18 protein-coding genes and 1 pseudogene are annotated in these 20,630 nt (G+C 55.9%); 4 read left to right on the forward strand and 15 right to left on the reverse strand.

What is annotated here, in order from left to right; genetic code table 11:
* Window positions 1–32: 32 nt before the first annotated feature.
* Complete coding sequence (locus tag ABLV30_RS05710; protein WP_186006789.1) at window positions 33–812, reverse strand: acetoin reductase; 780 nt, start codon at window positions 810–812, stop codon at window positions 33–35.
* A gap of 167 nt (window positions 813–979) precedes the next feature.
* Between ABLV30_RS05710 and ABLV30_RS05715 the strand changes: the two genes are divergently transcribed.
* Window positions 980–3,691, forward strand: coding sequence for a LuxR C-terminal-related transcriptional regulator (locus tag ABLV30_RS05715; RefSeq protein ID WP_265802143.1), 2,712 nt, complete (start codon window positions 980–982; stop codon window positions 3,689–3,691).
* Here the strand turns inward: ABLV30_RS05715 and ABLV30_RS05720 are convergent.
* The 4 genes and pseudogenes from ABLV30_RS05720 to ABLV30_RS05735 form a co-directional block, all read right to left on the reverse strand.
* Window positions 3,688–5,166, reverse strand: coding sequence for an MdtP family multidrug efflux transporter outer membrane subunit (locus tag ABLV30_RS05720; RefSeq protein ID WP_049078728.1), 1,479 nt, complete (start codon window positions 5,164–5,166; stop codon window positions 3,688–3,690). The two genes, ABLV30_RS05715 and ABLV30_RS05720, sit on opposite strands and share 4 nt — an antisense overlap.
* Window positions 5,163–7,099 (reverse strand): annotated as a pseudogene (locus ABLV30_RS05725) (FUSC family protein). The gene ABLV30_RS05720 and the pseudogene ABLV30_RS05725 overlap by 4 nt, the downstream one beginning before the upstream one ends.
* A gap of 9 nt (window positions 7,100–7,108) precedes the next feature.
* The gene (gene mdtN / locus ABLV30_RS05730; RefSeq protein ID WP_014226708.1) at window positions 7,109–8,137 is read right to left on the reverse strand and encodes a multidrug transporter subunit MdtN; all 1,029 of its coding nucleotides are present in this window, start codon (window positions 8,135–8,137) and stop codon (window positions 7,109–7,111) included.
* Between the two features lie 6 nt (window positions 8,138–8,143).
* Window positions 8,144–8,416, reverse strand: a complete 273-nt coding sequence (locus tag ABLV30_RS05735) for a YtcA family lipoprotein (RefSeq protein ID WP_014226707.1) — start codon at window positions 8,414–8,416, stop codon at window positions 8,144–8,146.
* A 269-nt stretch (window positions 8,417–8,685) separates the two neighbouring features.
* On the opposite strand from ABLV30_RS05735, the gene yjdI reads away from it, so the two are divergent.
* Together yjdI and ABLV30_RS05745 are read left to right on the forward strand one after the other, a co-directional pair.
* The gene (gene yjdI, locus ABLV30_RS05740) at window positions 8,686–8,916 is read left to right on the forward strand and encodes a 4Fe-4S mono-cluster protein YjdI (RefSeq protein WP_004134525.1); all 231 of its coding nucleotides are present in this window, start codon (window positions 8,686–8,688) and stop codon (window positions 8,914–8,916) included.
* Window positions 8,917–8,927: 11 nt separating this feature from the next.
* A complete protein-coding gene (locus tag ABLV30_RS05745; protein ID WP_014226706.1) occupies window positions 8,928–9,200 on the forward strand; it encodes a GNAT family N-acetyltransferase in 273 nt (90 codons plus the stop codon).
* A 148-nt stretch (window positions 9,201–9,348) separates the two neighbouring features.
* Here ABLV30_RS05745 and ABLV30_RS05750 read toward each other — a convergent pair whose 3' ends face one another.
* The 10 genes from ABLV30_RS05750 to ABLV30_RS05795 all read right to left on the reverse strand — a co-directional run bounded on the left by ABLV30_RS05750 (window position 9,349) and on the right by ABLV30_RS05795 (window position 19,864).
* Complete coding sequence (locus ABLV30_RS05750; protein WP_048260354.1) at window positions 9,349–10,311, reverse strand: fimbrial protein; 963 nt, start codon at window positions 10,309–10,311, stop codon at window positions 9,349–9,351.
* Between the two features lie 14 nt (window positions 10,312–10,325).
* Window positions 10,326–10,829 (reverse strand): fimbrial protein, encoded by a 504-nt coding sequence (locus tag ABLV30_RS05755; protein WP_048260352.1) that lies wholly within the window; start codon window positions 10,827–10,829, stop codon window positions 10,326–10,328.
* A gap of 12 nt (window positions 10,830–10,841) precedes the next feature.
* Window positions 10,842–11,372 (reverse strand): fimbrial protein, encoded by a 531-nt coding sequence (locus ABLV30_RS05760; protein WP_348865568.1) that lies wholly within the window; start codon window positions 11,370–11,372, stop codon window positions 10,842–10,844.
* Window positions 11,373–11,382: 10 nt separating this feature from the next.
* Complete coding sequence (locus tag ABLV30_RS05765) at window positions 11,383–14,013, reverse strand: fimbrial biogenesis usher protein (protein WP_265802145.1); 2,631 nt, start codon at window positions 14,011–14,013, stop codon at window positions 11,383–11,385.
* A gap of 73 nt (window positions 14,014–14,086) precedes the next feature.
* Entirely contained in the window at window positions 14,087–14,773 is a 687-nt protein-coding gene (locus tag ABLV30_RS05770; RefSeq protein WP_029946879.1) for a fimbria/pilus periplasmic chaperone, read from the reverse strand.
* A gap of 73 nt (window positions 14,774–14,846) precedes the next feature.
* Entirely contained in the window at window positions 14,847–15,386 is a 540-nt protein-coding gene (locus tag ABLV30_RS05775) for a fimbrial protein (RefSeq protein ID WP_025106047.1), read from the reverse strand.
* A 71-nt stretch (window positions 15,387–15,457) separates the two neighbouring features.
* A complete protein-coding gene (fimA, locus tag ABLV30_RS05780; protein ID WP_025106048.1) occupies window positions 15,458–16,006 on the reverse strand; it encodes a type 1 fimbrial major subunit FimA in 549 nt (182 codons plus the stop codon).
* Window positions 16,007–16,504: 498 nt separating this feature from the next.
* The gene (locus ABLV30_RS05785; RefSeq protein ID WP_025106049.1) at window positions 16,505–17,095 is read right to left on the reverse strand and encodes a tyrosine-type DNA invertase; all 591 of its coding nucleotides are present in this window, start codon (window positions 17,093–17,095) and stop codon (window positions 16,505–16,507) included.
* A 568-nt stretch (window positions 17,096–17,663) separates the two neighbouring features.
* Complete coding sequence (locus tag ABLV30_RS05790) at window positions 17,664–18,266, reverse strand: tyrosine-type DNA invertase (RefSeq protein WP_025106050.1); 603 nt, start codon at window positions 18,264–18,266, stop codon at window positions 17,664–17,666.
* A gap of 986 nt (window positions 18,267–19,252) precedes the next feature.
* Window positions 19,253–19,864 carry a LysE family translocator gene (locus tag ABLV30_RS05795; protein ID WP_025106051.1) on the reverse strand — a complete coding sequence of 204 codons (612 nt, stop codon included), beginning with the start codon at window positions 19,862–19,864 and terminating at the stop codon, window positions 19,253–19,255.
* 149 nt (window positions 19,865–20,013) lie between these two features.
* Between ABLV30_RS05795 and ABLV30_RS05800 the strand changes: the two genes are divergently transcribed.
* Complete coding sequence (locus ABLV30_RS05800; protein WP_014226704.1) at window positions 20,014–20,475, forward strand: Lrp/AsnC family transcriptional regulator; 462 nt, start codon at window positions 20,014–20,016, stop codon at window positions 20,473–20,475.
* Window positions 20,476–20,630: the final 155 nt, after the last annotated feature.

Below are 20,630 nucleotides of genomic sequence, written 5' to 3' on the forward strand. Positions count from 1 at the left end.
AAACCCGGCGCGTTCTGCGCCGGGTTTATCCCTTAACGGTAAACAATACCGCCATCGATCAGAATCGACTGACCGGTAACATAATCGGAGTCCGGGCCTGCCAGATAAGATACCAGGCTTGCCACATCGTCCGGCGTTTCGGCGCGGCCAAGGGCGATGCCTTCCACGTATTTTTTATAGGTTTCGCCCACCGGCGCACCGGTAATGTCGGCGAAGCGCTTATCGATCTCGGTCCACATTCCGGTTCCCACAATCCCCGGACAGTAGGCGTTTACCGTGATGCCGCGGCTGGCGTACTCTTTCGCCGCTGCCTGCGTCAGGGCGCGTACGGCAAATTTGGTGGCGGAATAGACGCCCAGCAGCGCGAAACCATCATGACCGGCGATAGAGCAGGCGTTGATGATTTTCCCTTTCTGCTGACGATCGATGAATTTTTTCGCCGCCGCCTGAATGCCCCACAGGGTACCCTGAACGTTGATGCGCATGATGCGGTCCACTTCTTCAGGCGTCACATCGGCCAGCGCCTGAACCTGGGCGATCCCGGCGTTGTTCACGATAATATCAAAGCCGCCCAGCTGTTTTTCCGCTTCATCAATGGCGGCGTATACCTGCGCGCGGTCGGCGATGTTAGCGACGAAGGTGACCGCTTTACGCCCCAGCGCTTCCACTTCGGCGGCGACGGCGGCAATCCCTTCCGGGTTCACGTCGACCAGCATCACCGACGCGCCGTCTTTAGCCAGACGCAACGCGATACCGCGACCAATGCCCTGACCGGCGCCGGTCACCAGCGCAACTTTATTTTCGATAGCCATGTCTGTACTCACCTTGTACTGATTAATAAACCAGGGAGGCCCGCGGCCGATGTCGTCGTAGCCGCTGCGGCGAATGGCACTACTCTATCGGGCGCAATAAGCGTGGCCTACCCCCCTGATGGGGGGGATAATGAGCGTACGGACTGGATTTAAGGAGTAATCGCGGTATGGCTTTTTTACCCTCGGCGGATGATTCACTGACAGCGTTTGTTCATCAGGAACCTTTACGTTTCACCGGGACGCTGCCGCTTATTTCCACGCGCTTTACGCCGCCCCGTACGCCGGAAAGCCTGCTGTCGCGGGAGCGCCTGCTGCAGCGCCTCGACGGCGCCGTTTCCCGCCGTTTAACCCTGCTGCGCGCGCCCGCCGGGTTTGGCAAAACCACCCTACTGGCGCAGTGGTACCGGCACCGCCTTCGACAAGGGGATGCGCTGGCTTGGCTGAGCCTTGAAGAGGACGACAACGCGCCGCTGCTGTTTATGCGCTATCTACAGGAGGCGCTGCGGCCGCTGTGGCAGGGGTGGAGCCCGTCGTTTCTGCATCTGTTACAAGGCGAGCTTCCGGCCGAGCTCCCCCTGTTCTTTGCTGAGCTCGTTAATCAGCTTAATCAGTGCCCGCACCCGCTGTACCTGATCCTCGACGACTATCAGTGCATCAGCGACCCGGCGATTCATCAGGGAATGAGCTGGCTGCTGCACCATGCGCCGCCGGCGCTGCATCTGCTCATCGGTAGCCGTAGTCAGCCGCCTTTAGCCCTGAGCCGTCTGCATATGCAGGACCAGCTGCTGGAGGTCTATGATCCGGAGCTGCGCTTTAACCCCAGCGAAGCCCGCGCTTATTTCGCTGGCGCGTCGGGGCTGGATCCGCAGGCGATCCCCCGGCTTATCGCGCTCACACAAGGGTGGGTCGCGGGAATGAAAATGGCCGCGCTCTCCCCGGACGCGTCTACGGCGATGGGCTTCGGCGCCGGCTCGCGGTCAATCTCCCGCTATCTGGATGAAGTGATTTTCGCGCCGCTGCCGCCCGAAGTATTCGACTTCCTGCTGCATACCTCCGTGCTTAATCGCCTGCATCCGGATCTGTGCGATGCCGTCTGCGGCCGCCATAACGGCGGCGAGATGCTGAGGTGGATAGCGCAGCACAATCTGTTTCTTTCCGCTCTGGACGAAAGCGGCCGCTGGTTTCGCTATCACCCGCTGATGCGCGACGCGCTGCTGCATCGCCTGCGCCACGGCGGGGATATTGATATTCGCCAGCTGCACGATCGCGCCAGCGCCTGGTTCGCCTCGCAGCAGCTGTGGGCCGAGGCGATACGCCATGCGCTGGCCGCCGGAAAATCGGCGGCCAGGGATGCGGAAGCGGGCGCGCAGTCTCTGGCGGAGGAGGGGGATATCGATACCCTGGTGCAGTGGATACGCTACCTGCCAGCCAATCTCGACCCGTCGCGCATCGAGCTTCAGCTTAATCTGGCCTGGGCGTTAGCCCACCGCTTCCGGTTTAGCGACGCTCGCCAGCTGCTCGACGCCATTGAGACGCAATCGGCGGCGCATGGCGGGGCGCTGGCCCACAGCTCGTGGGTGAAGCTGCGGGTCGTTCGCGCGATCTGCGAAGCCTTTGCCGACAATATTGCCCGCAGTATCGCTATTGTCGAACCGCTGCTGCGCGAGGTGCCCTGCGGCGATATCTGGGTTGATGGCCTGGTGTGCAACATCCTCAGCTACTGCCATCTGGCGGACTCCCGGCCGCAGCAGGCGCTGGAGGTGCAGCAGCGGGTATCCGGCGTCAGCGTTGCTAACCGCAACCTGTTCGTGACGGTCTACCGGGCCTTTGTCATGGCGCAGAGCTATTTGCGCCAGGGGAATCTCGCCGAAGCGGAACGTCAGGCCGCGGGGGCGCTGCGCTATGCGGAGCAGCATACCGGCGAGAACGCCAGCAGCGGCGCTACCCTGGCGCCCATTCTCGCCGAGATAGCCTGGGAGCAAGGGAAGGGCGAGCAGGCGCAAAGCCTGCTGGTTCCGCGTCTGGAGACCATCGACAACTTCTGTCCGCCCGACGGCCTTAGCCGCGGCTATATCATCCTGGCCCGTCAGGCCCGTGAAATGGGGAGACTGGCGGAAGCCGAATCACTATTACTGCATGCCGAAGGGCTGGCGGCCCAGCGCGGCTGGCTGCGGGCGCAGGCTCCGCTGCTGGCGGAGCGGATTGCCGTTGCCCTTCACGCGGGCGACAAACTGGCCGCCGACGCGCTGCTGCTTCGCCTGCAGACCCTTAGCCAGACGGAGGCTGCCGGCGGATATATCGCGCTCAGCCAGAGCCGTCTCCTTATCGCCGCCGGCGAACCTCAGGCCGCCGCCCGGCTGTTGGATACGCTGGCCGGCGTGCGGGAAACCAGCGGCGAGTGGCTATTCGCCGTGCGTTTGCGGCTCAAACAGGCGCTTGCCCTCTGGCGTGCCGGCGAGCGGGAGCAGGCGATGGCTGTCTGCCGACCGGCGCTTGCGCGCGCGCTGCGTCAGGGGCTGTGGCGCAGCCTGCTGGAGGGGAGGGAAGAGATGGCTGCGCTGCTGGCGGAGATGCACAAGCGCGGCGCGGCGGATGATGCGCTGACCGCCGATATCGTCGCTTTGCTGTCCCGCTTCGCCGCCGCCGGTATCGTGATTGATACGGCGCGTCCGCAGCCGCCCGCGCTGCGGCTGACTGAACGGGAGCAGCAGACCCTGCGTTTAATTGCCAGCGGCCATTCCAACAAGGGCGTGGCGCGCGAGCTGGGCATTTCGGCGGAAACCGTCAAATGGCACCTTAAGCAGCTGTATGAAAAGCTGCAGGTGAAGGGGCGCATCCAGGCGGTAAACCAGGCGCGCGAATGGCGCCTGTTAAGCTAGCGCGATGGGGCGTTCTCGCTCAGCGCCGGGCCGCGATAATCGCCGCCCAGCGCTTTAATCAAGGTGATATCGGTACTGAGCCGCTGGGCCTGGATATCCAGCAGCAAAAGCTGCTGCGCGATGGCCGGGCGACGCGCCTCCTGCGCCGCATAGTAGCTGACCAGCCCGCGCTGATGGTGCGCGCTAGCGCTGCGGGTGGTCACCATCGCCGCCGTCACTTTCTGCTGCTGCAGGGCGGCCTGCTGGTTCAAATCGTTCAGCTGGCTCGAGCTAATCGCCACGTCGCGCACCGCGTCCAGCACCGCCTGGTTGTACTGCTTAATCAAAATATTGCTCGCCGTACGCGTCGATTTCAGGTTGGCGTTTAAGCGCCCGCCGTCAAACAGCGGTAAATAGAGCCCCGGCAGTATATTGATCTGCTGGAATGAGGACTTAAACAGATCGCCGACGCTCAGCGCGTTGTAGCCCCAGAAGGCCTTGATATCAAAGTGCGGGTAAAAGGCCGCTTTTGCCGCGTCCACCTGGCTCATGGAAGCGCTAACGTAGCCGCGCAGCGCCTGCAGGTCAGGGCGGCGGGCCAGCAGCTCAAACGAGAGCGAGTCCGGGAGCGTTTCCTGCAGCGTCGGCAGCGCCACGGGGTGAATCTCCGGCATGCTATGCGCATCGGCGCCGATCAGCGCCCGCAGGGTTTCCCGGTACTGCGTCAGCGTCCCCTGCGCCGTAATCACCTGCTGCTGCGCCGCCAGCAGCTCCTCCTGGGCATTGGCGACATCGACGCTATCCTCGACGCCGCGCGCGGTACGATGCTCGTGCGCCTGCACCGAGAGGCGGGCGATAGCCTCCAGCTGGTTGAGTAATTCGATTTTCTGAAAAGTTGCCTGCATCGCGAAATAGAGCTGAGCCACGCTGCTGGCGAGATCCAGCTCGATACCGGCGGTCTCCGCCTGGCGGGCGTTCTTTTCGCCAATCGCGGCGGCGACGCGGGCGCGGTCGGCGCCCCATAAATCGATATTCAGCGTCGCTCCGACGCCGACCGTATTCAGCGTGTACCAGGGGCCGTTTTTATCCACCGGCAGGGAGAAGGAGTAGGGCCAGGTAAACTGTTTATTGGTTACCCGCAGGCGGTTTTGCGCCGCCACGGCGGTGGCCTGAACGCCCATTGCCGACTGCGCCAGCTCAACCGTGGACTGCGATTGCGAAATACGCAGCCGCGCCGCCTGCATGGTGGGGGAGTTCTGCAGCGCGCGATTAACCAGCATATTGAGCTGGGGATCCTGATAGCCTTCCCACCACCGCGCCGTCGGCCAGCCGCTGTTCGCCAGGTGGATCACCTGCGCCAGCTCGGCCTGCTGCGGGTTGACCAGCGGTACCTGGCCGGGATCGTCCTGAATTAACGCGCAGCCGGCTAATTGCGTGAGGGCGAAGGCAAGCGCCAGGGAGCGCCAGACGCGCGGAAGAGGAGTGGTTTTCGTCATGATCGGGTTGCCTGTCGCGGAATAACGGAAGACGCAAGCGGCCACGTGGGCAGCGCGGCCAGCGCATTGACCAGCGGCGCGCCGAACGGATTCGCCGGATCCGGCTGCTGCGCCTGAACGCGCTCAACGGTATTTTGCTGCGCATCGATATCGCTGGCGTAGGCTTCAAGCCGCCGGGCGCAGCGGGCTAAAAAGGTATCTTCCGGCGCGGCGTAGAGGCGATAGCCTTCGCTGAGGCGCAGGATCTCCTCTGCCTGACGAAAGGTTGCCCGCGCCGGCCAGCTTTTGGCTTCCGGCCACGGGTGCGCATAGGTTCCCAGCGGCTCGGCGGCCACCCGGTTGATTAAGGTTTCGCTCTCGGTCAGCGCGGCAAACAGCGGTACCTGCTGAACCTCATCGTCGCGGGCGGCGAGGGTTTGCGCCAGCTGGCGATAAAGCTGGGCCAGACGCGCTTTCAGCTGCGGCGCTTCGCTATCGGGCCATAAATAGAGATGAACAATGGAGGAAACCAGTACGCCGAGCAGGATGCCGATAACCCGGTCGCGCAGCTCGGTAAGGTTGCTGAGCGGGCCAAACCAGCTCAGGAATGCCAGCGCGAAGGTAAAGCCTATCTGAATGCCGGCGTAGGCGATGCGCTCCGACCCCGCCGCAATCCACGCCGCCAGCGCGAAGACCGGTAGGGTCATCGCCAGCAGGCCGCTCAGCGAATCGGTCCAGGGCTGCACAAAGACGATCAGAAGCAGCGCAATCAGCGTGGCCAGCAGCGCGCCGCCAATGCGTAGCCACGTTTTCTGCATGGTGGCGCCCAGGCCCGGCTGGGCGACGATCACGCAGCTCAGCATGATGGTGTGGATGCCCTGCCAGTCGGCGGCGGTGTAAAAAACGTAGCACAGCAGCGTCGCCAGCAGCGTTTTCAGGGCAAAGTGCAGATAGGCCGGATTGGACCACGCGTCCGGCAAAAGCAGCGGCGCTTTTTCCACTTCGCCCTGCGGCAGCGGGATGGTTTCGCCGCGCGCCAGCCGCGCCAGAACCTCGGCGATTTCCTGCAAAATGGCGCTGTTGGCGCCGTTGCGCGGGACAATCAGCGGCTGGACCTCCGCCGCCGCGGGCAGATTATCCGCCAGCGCGTTAAGCTGGCTGGCTATCTGCCGTCGCGCATCGGGATGGTCGTCGCCCGGCTGGAGCAGCGCCGTCAAATGAGAGCAGCTCAGCGCGGCGGCCATCAGCGACAGCCAGGCCTGCGGGCTGGCGGCAATCTCCGGCGTGGCGCGCGCGGCCTGCTGATACAGGGACCGCAGTTGGTTAAACTGCCCGGCAATCTCGGTAACGGTGGGCGGTGGCGTGCCATCGTCCGGCTGGCTCAGGAGCCGCGCCGTCTGGCGGAGCATCACCACCAGCCGGGCTTTAAACTGATAGCCGGGAAAGGCCTGCTGGAAACAGGCGTTGACCAGCAGGGTCACCAGAATCGCGGTGTTGATCGCCACCCATAGCCACAGCAGCAGGCGCACCAGAATTTCGCTCTGGCTGGTCATCGACGGGAAGGTCTGGGCGTAGATGACCGCCAGCGCCACCACGAAAAACGCCAGCCCGAGCTTGCCGAGCACCCGCATCAGGTAAATGGCGCAGAAGAACAGGATCACCGAGGCGACCAGACGGATCAGCGGATAGTCATAGGTCCATTTATAATCAGCAGCACGCCGCCCAGCGCGACGCTGACGGTCACCACGAAAACCACGCTCACCAGTTTGATCATCAGGACGTTCGGCTGGCTGACGTAAAACACCACGATCAGCGCGACGGCGAGGAAGGGAATATGCAGCGTCATAAACAGCACAATCAGCACCGCGCAGCTGAGCGTCAGGCGCAGGGTGTAGTTCGCCCGCCCCGGCGCATCGCGGAGTTCCCGGGTCAGAAAGGGCCACAAGCTCTGCATGCCGTCTCCTTATTGCGGCTGCAGAACGGCGCTGGCGGAGGCGCCCATACGAAACAGGTTCGGGTCGGGGTCTTTAACGGCGATTTTGACCGGGAAGCGCTGGGAGACGTGGACCCAGTTGATACTCTTCTGGATCACCGGCAGGCCTTCAATCACGCTGCCGCCGTCGGGCAGAACGCCGGTGCCGACCGAGTCGACTACGCCCTCGAAGGCGCGACTGTGGTTGGTCATCACGGTGATTCTGGCCGGAACGCCGGGCCGCACGTTTTTTAAATCGGTTTCGCGGAAGTTCGCCACCACGTACCAGTGGTCGTCATCAAGCAGGGTAAAGACCGGCTTCAGGGCCGAGGCGTACTGGCCGATCGTGGTTTTCAGCGCCACCACCACGCCGTTAAACGGCGCGCGGACTTCGGTAAATTCGAGGTGCAGCTCGGCCAGCGCAATTTGCGCGAGGATGCCCGCCCGCTGCGCCACCATGGCATCGACGCCGGTCACGGCGGCGGAAGCCTGTTTGGCCTGCAGCAGGGTGGCTTCCAGCTCGGCGCGCGCCGCTTTTTCTGCCGTTCGCGCCTGATCAAGATCCTCCTGGGAGGCAAACCCCTGCGGTACCAGCGGCTCAAGGCGAATGCGTGAAGAGGTGGTTTGCTTAACCAGCGCTTTAGCGCGTTCAACGGCGGCGCTGACCGACTGCGCGTTGTACTCCTGCGCTTTGATCGTGCGCTGAGTCAGCATAATCTGCGCATCAAGCGTGGTCAGCCGCGCTTTGGCATCATCAAGCATCGCCTGGTAGGGGCGCGGGTCGATGCGGAACAGCAGGTCGCCTTTTTTTACCCGCTGATTGTCGCGAATCGGCATCTCGACGATCCGCCCGCTCACTTCCGGCACCACGTCGATGGTGTCGGCATAGACATAGGCATCGTTGGTTTCCGGCGAGGTTTGCAGCTGCCAGATAACCAGAATCAGCGCCACGATAGCGGCGAGAACGAGCGCCAGCAGGGGCCATTTTTTGCGGATAACGCTTGAGCGGGATGAGGTCATAGGTATCTAGTTTACGAAGAGCAGGAACCACAGAATCGTGGCGAACAGGAACATCAGCGCCAGATAGCTGAAGACCAGCGGAGAAAATCGCGACTGCCATCCTTTACGCACAATCAGGATATGGCAGGGAATAAGTAACAGCGCGGCGCCTGTTAAGCAGAAAAACCAGCCCGGGAATGCGGCGCCTAATACCGGAATCGCCGGGGATAATGAGCAGCCGGAGAGCGTAAATAGCAAGAATAAGAGCGTAGGGCGCGGCAGCTTTACAATGCGATTCAAGACTGAATACCTGAGTGCTCGGGTTAAGGTGAAATGAGTGTAATCTCCCTACCGGGGAAATAAAAGATAGATATAACCGAAGCGTCTGTATTTCATCGATAAACAGAACATTTTCTTTGGATAACGAGTGCATAGAAAATCATTCATTCTGCATTAATGGCGTGAGGCCGCTGGAATATAAATTTCGCCCGTCGCCGATAGTCAGCGGTTGTTGGCAGGGCTATGCTTAGAGCCAAAGCTAAAAAAATAGTCAGAACTGAGGCAATGTCATGGATAAAGAACTACTGGAAGCGGGCTATCGCGCCTATACCGGCGAGAAAATCGATGTCTACTTTAACACCGATATCTGTCAGCACTCGGGTAACTGCGTGCGCGGTAGCGCGAAGCTTTTCAACCTGAAACGCAAACCGTGGATCGTCCCGGATGAAGTGGACGTGGCCACGGTGGTTAAGGTTATTGATACCTGCCCGAGCGGCGCACTAAAGTATCGCCAAAAATAAGCGAGGAAATGATGGAAATACTGGAAGGTCATAACAAGTTTTACGTCAATGACGCCGACGGGAAGCAGGTGGCGGAAATTGTTTTTGTACCCACGGGCGAGCACCTCAGCATTATTGAACACACCGACGTCGACCCCAGCCTGAAAGGTCAGGGGGTGGGGAAAAAGCTGGTGGCGAAAGTGGTGGAAAAAATGCGCGGCGAGCAGCGTAAAATTATACCGCTATGCCCGTTTGCTAAACATGAATTTGATAATACTCGCGAGTACGACGATATTCGCGCCTGAATAAATGCGCCAGCATGCTGGCGCAACAATTTGAGTCGAGAGCTGGCGGCCGCGTATTGTAGCGTCTTCTGTAAGCTAAATCGTTACCAGCCATATGGCCGGGGAAAGGTTATAAGCCATCGGCAGCCGGGGCTGTTGCAGCAAGAAATTACTGATAAACAAATGTCACCCCAATAATCGATTGAACGTTGCCGGCGGTAACCTGGCCGCTGGTTCGGGCATAATTAGCGATCAGCCCGAGATTGACCGGTGAGGTGCCTACCGTTCCTAAAGAAACCTCTTTATTGGCTGAAATAACGCTGCTATTTCGGGTTAGCTGAATGCCGATACCTTGAGCCGCCGAAGATGACGCGGTATTGGTAAAAACGGAATTGGCTGCGTCCGCGGTGGTGCCAGAGAGGTAATAACCCAGCGCCTGATTTTTCGCGCAGTGTACCGTCAATGGAATCGCCGTTGAGGCGGGGTAGTTGGGAAGATTAACCGTGACGCTGCGGGATGAGACATCACAGCCGCCGGTAGGCACAATGACGTCATTATTCGCATAGATATTCCATGTAAAACGTGCCTGATACTCGCGGGTATCATTATGAACGTTGGTACCGACATGAAGCATAACCAACCTGGCGATTAATGAGCCCGACTTGATGACAACTCCGGAAGCGGCAGAGACTGGAGTAAGATAAAGCATCGCATTCCAGGGAACAAAATTACCTGAGCGCAAATTGTAGCTTGCCGTACTCGAAGTCAGCGGGAAGTTATAGCTTGAGCCATAGTACTTCAGCGATCCGGTAAAGTTAGCAAGCAGGCCGCTGTAGGATGAGCCCAGCAGTATGCTTGTAAAATCGTTACGGTCTTCTGGAGTGTCATTCTTACAAAATATGGATTGAGATAAGTCCACGACGAGGTTTTGGCCAACCCCCAGGGACGGCTGTAAATTAACATAGACGTTTGTGGACTGATCGCCGTATAAGCTGTCCAGGGTCACGCCCGTAGCGTCATAGCAGGTAAAGGCGTGAGCAGCCGTAGAGTAACCTGCTACTAATGATAAAATACAAAAAATCTTGTATATCAGCTTCCCAATCTTTGACGTGGTCTGATTTTGATAATTCATTTATTTCTCCTGATTCAGGCGTAGGTATAGGTGACGTAAATCACCGCCTGGATCGTTCCTTGAGTCGCGCCTCCGTTGACCGTCAGCGCCCTGACCTTGAGAGGAAACCGGGTTGATTGCGTTGAATCATCCACCTGCACCTCTTTTCTCGCACCGGTGTTCAGCGTGTTTCCGCCTTCATCCTGTAGCTCAAGCTGGATATTGCGGGCGGTACCCTGGTTTCTGTAGTAACCCGTGGCGTCCGCCGAGCCGCTGAAGCTGGCGGTGACCCGCGAGGTGCCGACCGGGCAGTTGCTTAAATCGAGCTCGGTACTGTGCCAGGCCGACGCGGAACCTGCTGATACCAGGCTGAAGGTATAGAGTTCCCCCAGATCGACGCTGGCGTTAGTGGTGGAAACGGTACAGGGTTTGGCCACCACTTTGCCGTTAACGGTAATAGTAATGTCGGTGGCCTGCAGCACCGGGGAAAATGCGGTCAGCGTGATTGCCAGAAGCCACCCGGCATGAATCCATTTCATCAGAGCCTCCGTTTACTGGAATTCGAGCGTGAATGTCGCGGTAGCACTAACGTGCCCGGCGGTGACCGGCACCCGGGTGGTCATCAGCCGGGCGTAAAAGTTCAGCGTGTTGGTCCGGCTGGGGGCCAGAATAGTCCACGGGATTGCAGACGACGCGGCATTAAGCGGCAGCGCCGTCTGCTGCGCGTCAAGGATCTGCACGCCCATCCCCGCCGCCGCTGAAGTGCCGCGATCGAGCTGTAACAGGTCGGTATTGATGCTGTCGGCAACGCCAACAAAGCCGACCTTCACCAAGGTGACCGCGCTGCCGCAGGGCGACAGCACAATGCGAAACGGCACCAAAGGCGTTGTGGCTCCAACCCTATGCAGCTGCTTCGTGGCGTTATCCATCAGATCGACGGTAAAATCTTTCGACTCACCCGCCACGGCGCAGGCGTTATCGCGAACGTAGCCGCTGATGGTGATGGTGCTGTCCGCCGCGCTGGCGTTGGTAATCACCAGCGACAGGACGGCGCTCAGCAGATAAAAAGGTATTCTCATCATCATGACTTCCTTAACGGCAGACTGCCGACAGCTGGCTCAATGCCTGGTTCTTACTTTCGGGCGGCAGGCTGTAGTCAGCCTCGCAGCTGGCGTTCGGACCTTCGCCCCATTTCGCCAGGACTTTGCCAGCCAGCGGCATCCCGCTTAGATAGACCTGGCCGTTATCGGCGACGATGCTGCTGCCCTGGCTACCGGCCGGGGTGACCAGCGCGCCGAAGGGAACCGGCTTTCCGTTATAGATGAGCGACATCAGCAGCTTGAGCCCGACGTGGGCTTTAAACTCCGCACGGGCAATCGCGCCGTGGGTCGGGACGACGCTGACAACCGCATCGTCCAGGTCGACGTTATCGGCCAGGCTGTTGGTGTCCAGCGCCACCCGGTTTTCCCGGTATTCGGTGGCGTAGGGCAGCACGGCGTAGCCGCGCCAGTCGGTCTGAACCCCGGTCTGGTTTTCCACTTTGACGTTGTCTGCGCCGGGGGCTTTGATCAGCACCACCGTGTCGTTCATCGGCTGGCTCAGGGTGACGCCGTCGGCGTGAGCCAGCACGCCGCCGCTCAGGCCGTAGTACAGCTGTTTGATACCGTCGCTGCGGCTGTAGCCGACGTTGGCGTTGCCGTAGCCGCCGCGGTAGTTCAGCGCCGCGTAGCCGGTGCCGCCGTTGTTGCCCTCACCGCCGCCGGCGTAGCCGGTCTGCATGCTGTAGCTCAGGTTGTTGTCCTCCAGCAGCGTGCCGTGCAGGCCCGCCAGAGTGCTCATCCGACCATGCAGATCGTTTGACATGCTGCTACTGGCGCTGGCGTGCCGCCAGGCCGATTTGCTGTCGGAACGCAGCCAGTGGCTGAACGGAATATTGACGTTGACTGCCAGCATCTGGTCGCGCCCCTGCTGCCAGGCGTTTTTGGTCAGGCTGTAGCTGAGCGTCCAGTTGATATCATTGACGGCGGTGTTCAGCCCCGCCTGGAGCTGCTGATCGGCCTTGCCGGTGCCCCAGTAGGTCTGATGACTGCCGTTCAGGTAAAGAGTCGCAGTACGCCCCAGCTGCTGGGTGATGCTGGCCTGTATTTTGCCGCGCTTGTTGTAAGCGAGGTTGTAGTAGTCGGTGAACGTCGGCTTCACTTCAATCACCCCGTCCTGGGTCGCGACGTTGTAGCCGCTCATCCGGCTGTAGGTGGTATCGGCGAAGCTGAAGTAGCCGTGCGTGGAGTAGCGGTAACCCACCAGCTGAATATTGGTGCCGGTATCCGTCAGCGACTTGTTATAGAGGAAGCGGACCGACTGACCCTGGTGATCGCTGTCATCGGGCAGGGTGGCATTGGCCTGGGTGACATCCAGCGACAGCGCCCCCAGCTCCCCCATGTTTTTCCCCACGCCGAGGTTAAAGGCGTGGTAGCGGTCCGCCAGCTGGGTGCCGCCGTACAGCGTCCAGCCCGCCGGGAGTCCTTGCTGCAACGTGCCCTGGAAGAATTTAGGTTTCTCCTGCTGATTGTTGCCGCTGCGGTACTCGCCGGCGGTGACCGTATAGCGGGAGTAGCCTTCGCGCTGGAGCACCGGAACGGAAGAGTAAGGGACGGTGAACACCTGACTGCTGCCGTCGGCCTCTTTGATGGTGACCTGTAGATCGCCGCTATTACCGGCCGCATAGAGATCGTTGATGGTAAACGGGCCGGGCGGTACCGTGCTCTGGTAGATCTCATAGCCGTTCTGTTTGACCGATACCTGGGCCGTGCCGCGGGCAATCCCGTGAATGACCGGGGCGAAACCCTTCTGGCTGTCCGGCAGCATATTATCGTCGGAAGCTAACTGCACGCCGCGGAAGTTGATGCCGTCAAAGATATCGCCGTTGGTGTAGCTGTCGCCAAGGGTCAGGCGCGAGCGTAATGGCGTAACGTCTCGCTCCAGCCAGGTGTTAATGTGCTGCCATTGATTTTCGTTGTTTGCGGAACCGCTGCTGTAGCTCCAGGTGGTGTTGTCGCGCAGGCGCCAGGCGCCCAGATTCAGCCCGCTCTGCAGGTTCAGGTACGCGTAGTTGCTGCTGCCGCCGATATCGTTATGCACGGTGTTGCCGGTGAAGTTGTAGTTCAGCAGTAGCGCATTGATACCATCATCCCACAGCTCCGGAGGAATGCTACCGCGGGCGCGGTTGCCCATAAATGCCTGAGGAATGGTGAGGTAAAGACGTTGTTGAGCCACATCGAAACGGATCGTCATATCCTCGATCATCTCAAGTAAGGGGACGCAGCTATCGGCGGGCAGTTCCCCCAGCCCTGCGATTGAAGAGGTGCTGAGGCCCATGCTGGCCAACTGCCCGCGGGTAAGGCAGGGCAGCAATCCTTTACCTTTATCTCCGGCATCAAACGTGACGTCGCGGGTGGTCATATAACCGTCATTGAGATATATATCCACACGGTAGGTTCCCGGCGGTATCTCTTGTCCATTTTCAAAACCGGACAGATCCGCTACGGCGGTAGGATCGTCTGACAGGAACCGTGGATTGAAATAAAACTCTGCCTGCGCAGAAAAAGCCTGTGAGGTGAGTAAAATAAAAAGGGGAATCCTGGCCAGGATGCGTGTTGAGCGCAGGTTATTGCGTCGAATGCATTGTGAGCCCAAATGGTAAAGTCCATATTTCAAATATGACATAGTCCCTCCGGTCTAAAATCGCCGGCTGTCAGTTCTTTTTATTTCAAGCGATAGCGTTAACTATTGCCTTAAGTTATTGTGTTTTACCCGTCATTTTCGGGGTCAGCGCGCCATAATCATTAATTGTCCGGTAGGTAATTTCGCTACCTGAATCGGACGGTAATTTGACGGAGGTCTCTCCTAAAGGCGGCACCAGCGCATTTTCCAGTACCCGTTTTCCAGCATTAAGCTCGGTGACCGTCTGGTAGTACGGCGTTGGATTGCTAAGCGTGAGAACATTTCCATTACGACGAAATGTTAGTTTTTCTGCAGCCTGATCTGGCGAGAGCGCCAGGTTTGCCGGGCGATAATAGAGCTTGATACGGCTGATGATTGCCAACTGCAGGGTATTATCATTAAGCTTTGATTTATCCATTGAAGGAATAGCTTTAACATTGATCCAGAAAAGCGTTTCCCGATCCTGCGGTAATTGATTGTTAGTGGCATCGATAATTCGCAGAGTATTTTCTTTTTTCCCCTGCATAGAAAATAACGGTGGGGTGATGACAAAATGACCATCTTTACTCCCGTCATTATTCTCGATCCATGACTGAATCAAATAGGTGCTTTTCTCGTCATTATTAGTGACGGCTAGCTGGACCTGTTTGAGTTCAGCTGGATAAATAACTCGGGTTGCCCCTAAAGCCACGCCCGCTTCAGCGGAGGAAGTAAAACTTGCCAGGACAGTCATCATCATGCCTGCCAGCAGGCCACGTGTCATTTTCAGCTTATTTTTCACATATATTCCTTGTGTATTCACCGTTATTTCCCTTTTCGGTAGGTTGGCAGGCCAGTTATTGATAGGTTAAAGAAAATGAGGCCTGCGCATTTGCGACGCCTCCAGTCACCTGTTTTCCTGTGGCCCGATACTTTGCAACGAAATGGAGAGTGGTAGGCCCGGAATAAATTTGCATCCACCTTCTGGGAGGGTGATTGAGCGGTATGAGGCTGTTATCTTTGTCGAATAGCGCGATACCTATACCTGTAGCAATCCCCGGTCCTTCACCAATCGAAAGTACGTCTGGATTCTTACCGTCTGCGACCCCTCTGAACGCTACGCCAACATGCCGGCTAACGGTGGTATTACAGTCCTGCAGATGAATATCGAAAGACACAGGGGAGGTATCCTCGCCGGCTGAGTGAAATCGGTTACTGGAGATCTGTCCCATATTGACGATCATCTGCCTATCCCCGGCTTCTACCCGGCAGGATTCAGCGATAATTTCTCCCTGAAAACGCATATTTCCACCGGGTAAAGTGACGTTCCACCGATTACCCGCCAGGGCGAGTGGCGGTAGCAGAAAAATGAACAAACCTAATCTCATTTTATGCATCGTGATCGCTCCAGTTGTTTAGTGAAAAACGGGCCATCCTGGCCCGAATTGCTTCCTTGCCAACAAATGGATTATTCGTACTGGACTTTAAAGGTCGCGTCAGCGTTAGCGATACCGGCAGTGGCTGCACCGGTTGCGTAGTAGCGAGCCTGGAACGGAATGACGTTAGTGCCGTCGTTCAGGGTAGACGCCTTGCTGAAGGTTGCGCCATCCAGTGCCAGCGGGGTACCGGTGCTGTCGAGGATCTGTACGCCAACGTTGGTTGCGCTGCCCGCAGCGGAGTTCTGCAGTGCCAGTACGTTTGTATTGGTGTTATTAACCGCAGTACCAGAGAACGCAACAGACGCTTTAGTTGCAACGGTGGTGTCACATTCATCCAGCTGGATATTGAAACCAACGGAAGAGCTGGTGCTGCCAGCGGTAGCCAGTTTTGCTGAACGCACCTGACCTAACATAACGGTTTGATCGAGAGAACCGGCATCTACCGCACAGGCTGCGTTGACCACTTCCCCTTTAAAATGCACGGTGCCGCCGTTTACGGTGGTGGTTGCGGCCAGAGCAACGGTAGAACTTAGGGAAAGAGCTGACAGAGCAACGATAGCCAGTGTTTTGATTTTCATGTTGTTTTCCTTTAAACATTATCGATATTACGAACCGTTGTTGGCAGTCGTTATGCCTTCCAGGCACTCCATTTTTAGCCGATGGTCCGACTGCCGGTTCTTCAAAGTTTTTACCTGACTGATGTAACAGTTAGGACCATTTTGACTCATTGAAATAAATGTCTTGTTTTATCGCTTTTCATTTTTTTAAGCGGGTTTTTAATCTGTTTTTTGTTGTTTTCTTGGTTCTTTATCGTATGTGGTGAGGTGGGAAAGGAAAACAAACAAGCTGATGATGAGAGTCGATGGAAAAGTGAATATGCTGAAACAGGAGGAGGAATACCATAAATGGTGGAGGGTAATTTATTTATAAATCAGGTGGTTATATTTATTTTGCCAAAAAAGAACATATTTGAGTTGCAGAATGTTTCAAAACTTTTTTATCATACGGACAGTTTGGTCCTAATTGACCCATTCGTTTTTCAAAAAAAAGACAAAAATCAATAAATTAGCCATAAATTATTGATTGTATAAATTTTCAGCTAATAAGTTTTTTCTCTCCCATAATCCAGCGAATCGAGCAGCGTTACTGGCGGTATATCGTACTGTGTGGCGAATGTTACGATGACCGAGATAATCCTGTATCAGGCGGGTATCCGCTCCTCTCTCTGCCAGTTCGTAACCACAGGCATGGCGTAACATATGCGGATGGGTAGGCGTAGCGGTGCCGGCAGCGATACCTGCGCTTTTAATGATGCGGTAAGCCTGTTGACGGGAAAGTCGGGTGCCGCGGCGCGAGATGAACACCGCATCGCTTTTATCTGCCCTATACCAACTGGCGCGAATCTGGCTCCAGCATTCAAGCGCGTCACGTTCATCAAAACGCAAGGGATGCACCGTGGAGAAGCCGTTCTTCAGCCGACGGATATTGATGCGTCCTTCATTGAGATCAAAATCCCGATAATGCAAATCAAGAAGTTCACTGATGCGCATACCATGGCGAAACGCTAGCAAGATAAGGCAATAATCGCGTTCGCCGGTAGGGCCATGACGTACAGCTAACATCATTGCCTGAACTTCTTTAGCTGTAAGAAAACGACGTCGATTCATAATGTATCACTCCTGATATATGCATGTGGGCGGATGTCGCGGGACAAATCATCAGCATGCGTCAGACGCACCGCAATAAAGCCGAAAATTATCTGCGCATATACCCGTCATACTTCCAGTTGCTTGTGCGTTGGCAATACTCGGCCTCCTCCTTACGCGGCCAGCGCAAGCGCTGTGCAAAACGGTTAACCGTGTTGTCCTGCAACGCGATTTATTTAGGGTATATAAATACGGGTTACTGAAGCTGTGATAAGTTCAAGCTGACAAATTTGTCACCCATAATGTTTATCGATTTTTATTTGATATCACAAGAGACGCGCAGTCCCCCTGCTATCAGGTTATTAAAATTAAAGGAAAAATAATTAAATCTGATGGGTTTGAGAAATATCTTACCTAAATATTTTGCATTACAGCAAATCAGTGCGGAAAGTCATAATTATTTTGCAATGTAGTTATGTGTGTGACTGTTTTGATTTTAATAGTAACGAGTGGGTATGTGTTGGCGCTAAAGATTTATTCGCTGCGTACGGAAGGATTTCGACGCCGTAATCGGCGTCGAAGAGAAGGGTTATAAAATAACTCGCCTTTTTTTATCGCGGGCGCTATCCCAGATACCATAGAAACGACCGGCATTGCTGGCGGTATACCAGACGGTATGGCGAATATTTCGATGTCCGAGATAGTCCTGAATCAGACGGGTATCAATGCCCATGTTGGCCAGAGCAAAACCACATGAGTGGCGAAGCATATGCGGATGGATTTCAATTGGCAGGCCGGCATTGCCACCTGCGACTGAGATAACATGATAAAACTGCTGCCGCGATAAAGGATTTCCTTTACGTGACAAAAATAACCATTCGCTGTCTGCCTGCGGATAGGTTTCCCGAACAGTCAGCCAGCTTTTTAATGCCTGAATTTCTTTATTAATTAATGGGTGGGAGGTCGAGAATCCTCTTTTCAGCCGGTGGACGTAGATACATTTTGACTGAAGATCGATATCTGAGACCCGCAGACGGCAGATCTCACTGGCGCGTAGCCCGTGAATAAAGCACAGCAACGTCAAACAGTAGTTACGTGTGGCGTGAGCTCCTGTGTTCGCTGCGGCTAACAGTGCCTCAATTTCGTTTTGCGTTAAGAAATTCCTTTTCGTATTGCCTGTATTGCTCTTCATAATGTCCCTTTTATTACGCGATATGGGGCTAGCATCCAGCTAACAGTCATTTAACTAATGTATACCGGTCATACTTCCACTTGCTTGCGCATTGGCTTCTGAGTGACTCGTCGTCATCCATGATGACCTTGCCCTTACGGGCTTTCGCTCACCCCCGTTACTGACTCCAGTAACTCCCGGGGACTCGCCTTTCAGCTTCACCCCGTCGGGGTCAGCCTAAGCGCTATTCAAAACGTTTATTCACTTTGTTCAGTAATTCGAATTATTTAGGATATATATTATTACTCCATTTTATTGCTTGAACATGAATGTTTAGATTGGTTTTTTTCTGCGCGTGAAATCAATATTATTTCGGATAAGAATATAATGAATCTGATTTATATCTCGGAGCAGAAAATGACGTCCAGCCAGTAAGCGTAAGAGTTGGTGGCATAAAAGAGTTGTAGCCGCTTGAGTTACGTACAATAGATATTCTTTTATTATGCTACTTCACATGCTTCTCATGATTTATTTGTTGTATTCAATTTGCGAGGTGAATTGTATCATTTGTTATGGTGTGCTGTTTGTTTATATCCATTTTTATGATGCTGGCATGTATTTGAGTCTCAATCCCAAAAATGCCGTTGGCTTGCTTTTTGATTTATTAATTGTTGGAAAATCAATAAGTTAAATTGTTTGATGTGAGGGTTTTCCTGGAACCAACTCAGTGCGAAGATAATATATCTTTTTTACTAAAGAGAAACTACAACACATGTTAAACAAAACTAAAAAAGCTGACTGAAGTAAACCAATTTCAACATTTAAGAGAGAGGGGGAATTACGTATAACTACGTAATGGATGAGAAGGATAGTAGAGATGTTACATGTATCAAATAGCTGTACATAATCAAAGATTGGCATATGCATATTCACATATAAGCTTTAGCTTCGGCAGAACAACGAATAACACTGAGTGTGAGATCTGTTCTCACACTCTGGCTATTTGGTTAAGTCAACTCTCCGTAAATCAGGATGGAGGCGGTCAGAATCATAATAGAGCCGGATAGCATACTAATTAAATACGCCACATGAGGGCGGGTTGTTAAAATAGCGCGTGAACAGTATCCAACGACCAGGTAAACCAGTGTGCAGGTTAACAGATGTAAACTGCTGAGTATCAGCATTTGCTGCGTAACCGACCAGCTTCCCTGGGGGTCGGTAAACTGCGGCAGGAGGGCCAGAAACAGAAGAAAGACTTTTGGATTCAGGCCGCTAATGCATAGCCCCTTAATCGCCCAGCGATTCCAGCTGCCCGCGCTGTGCTGCTGGGTATCAGGCATCGGCGGATGGCGCAAAATAGCGATCCCCAGCCACATCAGATAGCCCGCGCCCAGCAGCGTGAGCGTCGATAGCGCCAGCGGATGATTGGCGATTAACACGCCGATTCCGGCGATGACGATCAGCGTGGCCAGCAGGTGGCCAGACATGAGTCCGGCGACGGCGGGTATCACGCGCCGTCCGTTGATCCCCGCGCTGATGGTATAGGCCCAGTCAGCGCCCGGCGTGATGATCAGCAGAAAGGAGACCAGCCAAAAGCTGGCGATAAAGCTCATTTCCATGGACGGCTCACCTCTGCGTGCTGACGGCAATTTCTCATCATTTTCCCTCGTTAAGCGGCGGTTATTTGAGGGAAAGAATATCGAGTTTATTGCGCAATGAGCTTTCAATGTTATGCTTTAAGGCGTTCTTCTGAGGGAAAATCTTCCAAATGGATAGCATCGATCGAAAAATTCTTGCTGAGCTACAGGCTGACGGACGGCTGTCGATAACCGAGCTGGCCGAGCGGGTGAATCTCAGCCTTTCGCCCTGTCATCGACGGCTGCGGACGCTGGAGCAAGAAGGCGTGATTACCGGCTATCGGGCTAATCTGGATCCGGCCAAAATGGGCTTTAACTTTTTGGCGATCGTCTTCGCGACGCTAAAAGAGGGCGATAAGAAAGCGGTAAGCGCGTTTGAGGAGGCTGTGGAAGAGATACCGCAAATCGTGCTGGCGCAGCGCCTGTTTGGCGATCCGGACTACCTGATGCACGTGGTAACCCGCGATCTCCCGGCGTTCCAGAAACTGTATGATGACAAACTCTCGGCAATGCCCGGCGTGCAGCACCTGCGGTCGACGCTGGTGATGAAAACGGTTGTGCAGGATCGCCCGTTTCCGCTCGGTAAGGGGTGATTATGCCACTCTGCGATCAGCTCCCGGGGGCGGCGCAAAGCGCCTGCCCGGGCTACAGGTTAACAGCCGTCCGCGGGCCGGTAACCCGGACAGATGCGTAAGCATCGCCTCCGGGAAATTCAGCTACTCTGCGCTCTGCTCCCCGGTCGCGGCTA

It is taken from the genome of Klebsiella sp. CN_Kp113, assembly GCF_040064585.1.
Taxonomy (GTDB): Bacteria; Pseudomonadota; Gammaproteobacteria; order Enterobacterales; family Enterobacteriaceae; genus Klebsiella; species Klebsiella michiganensis.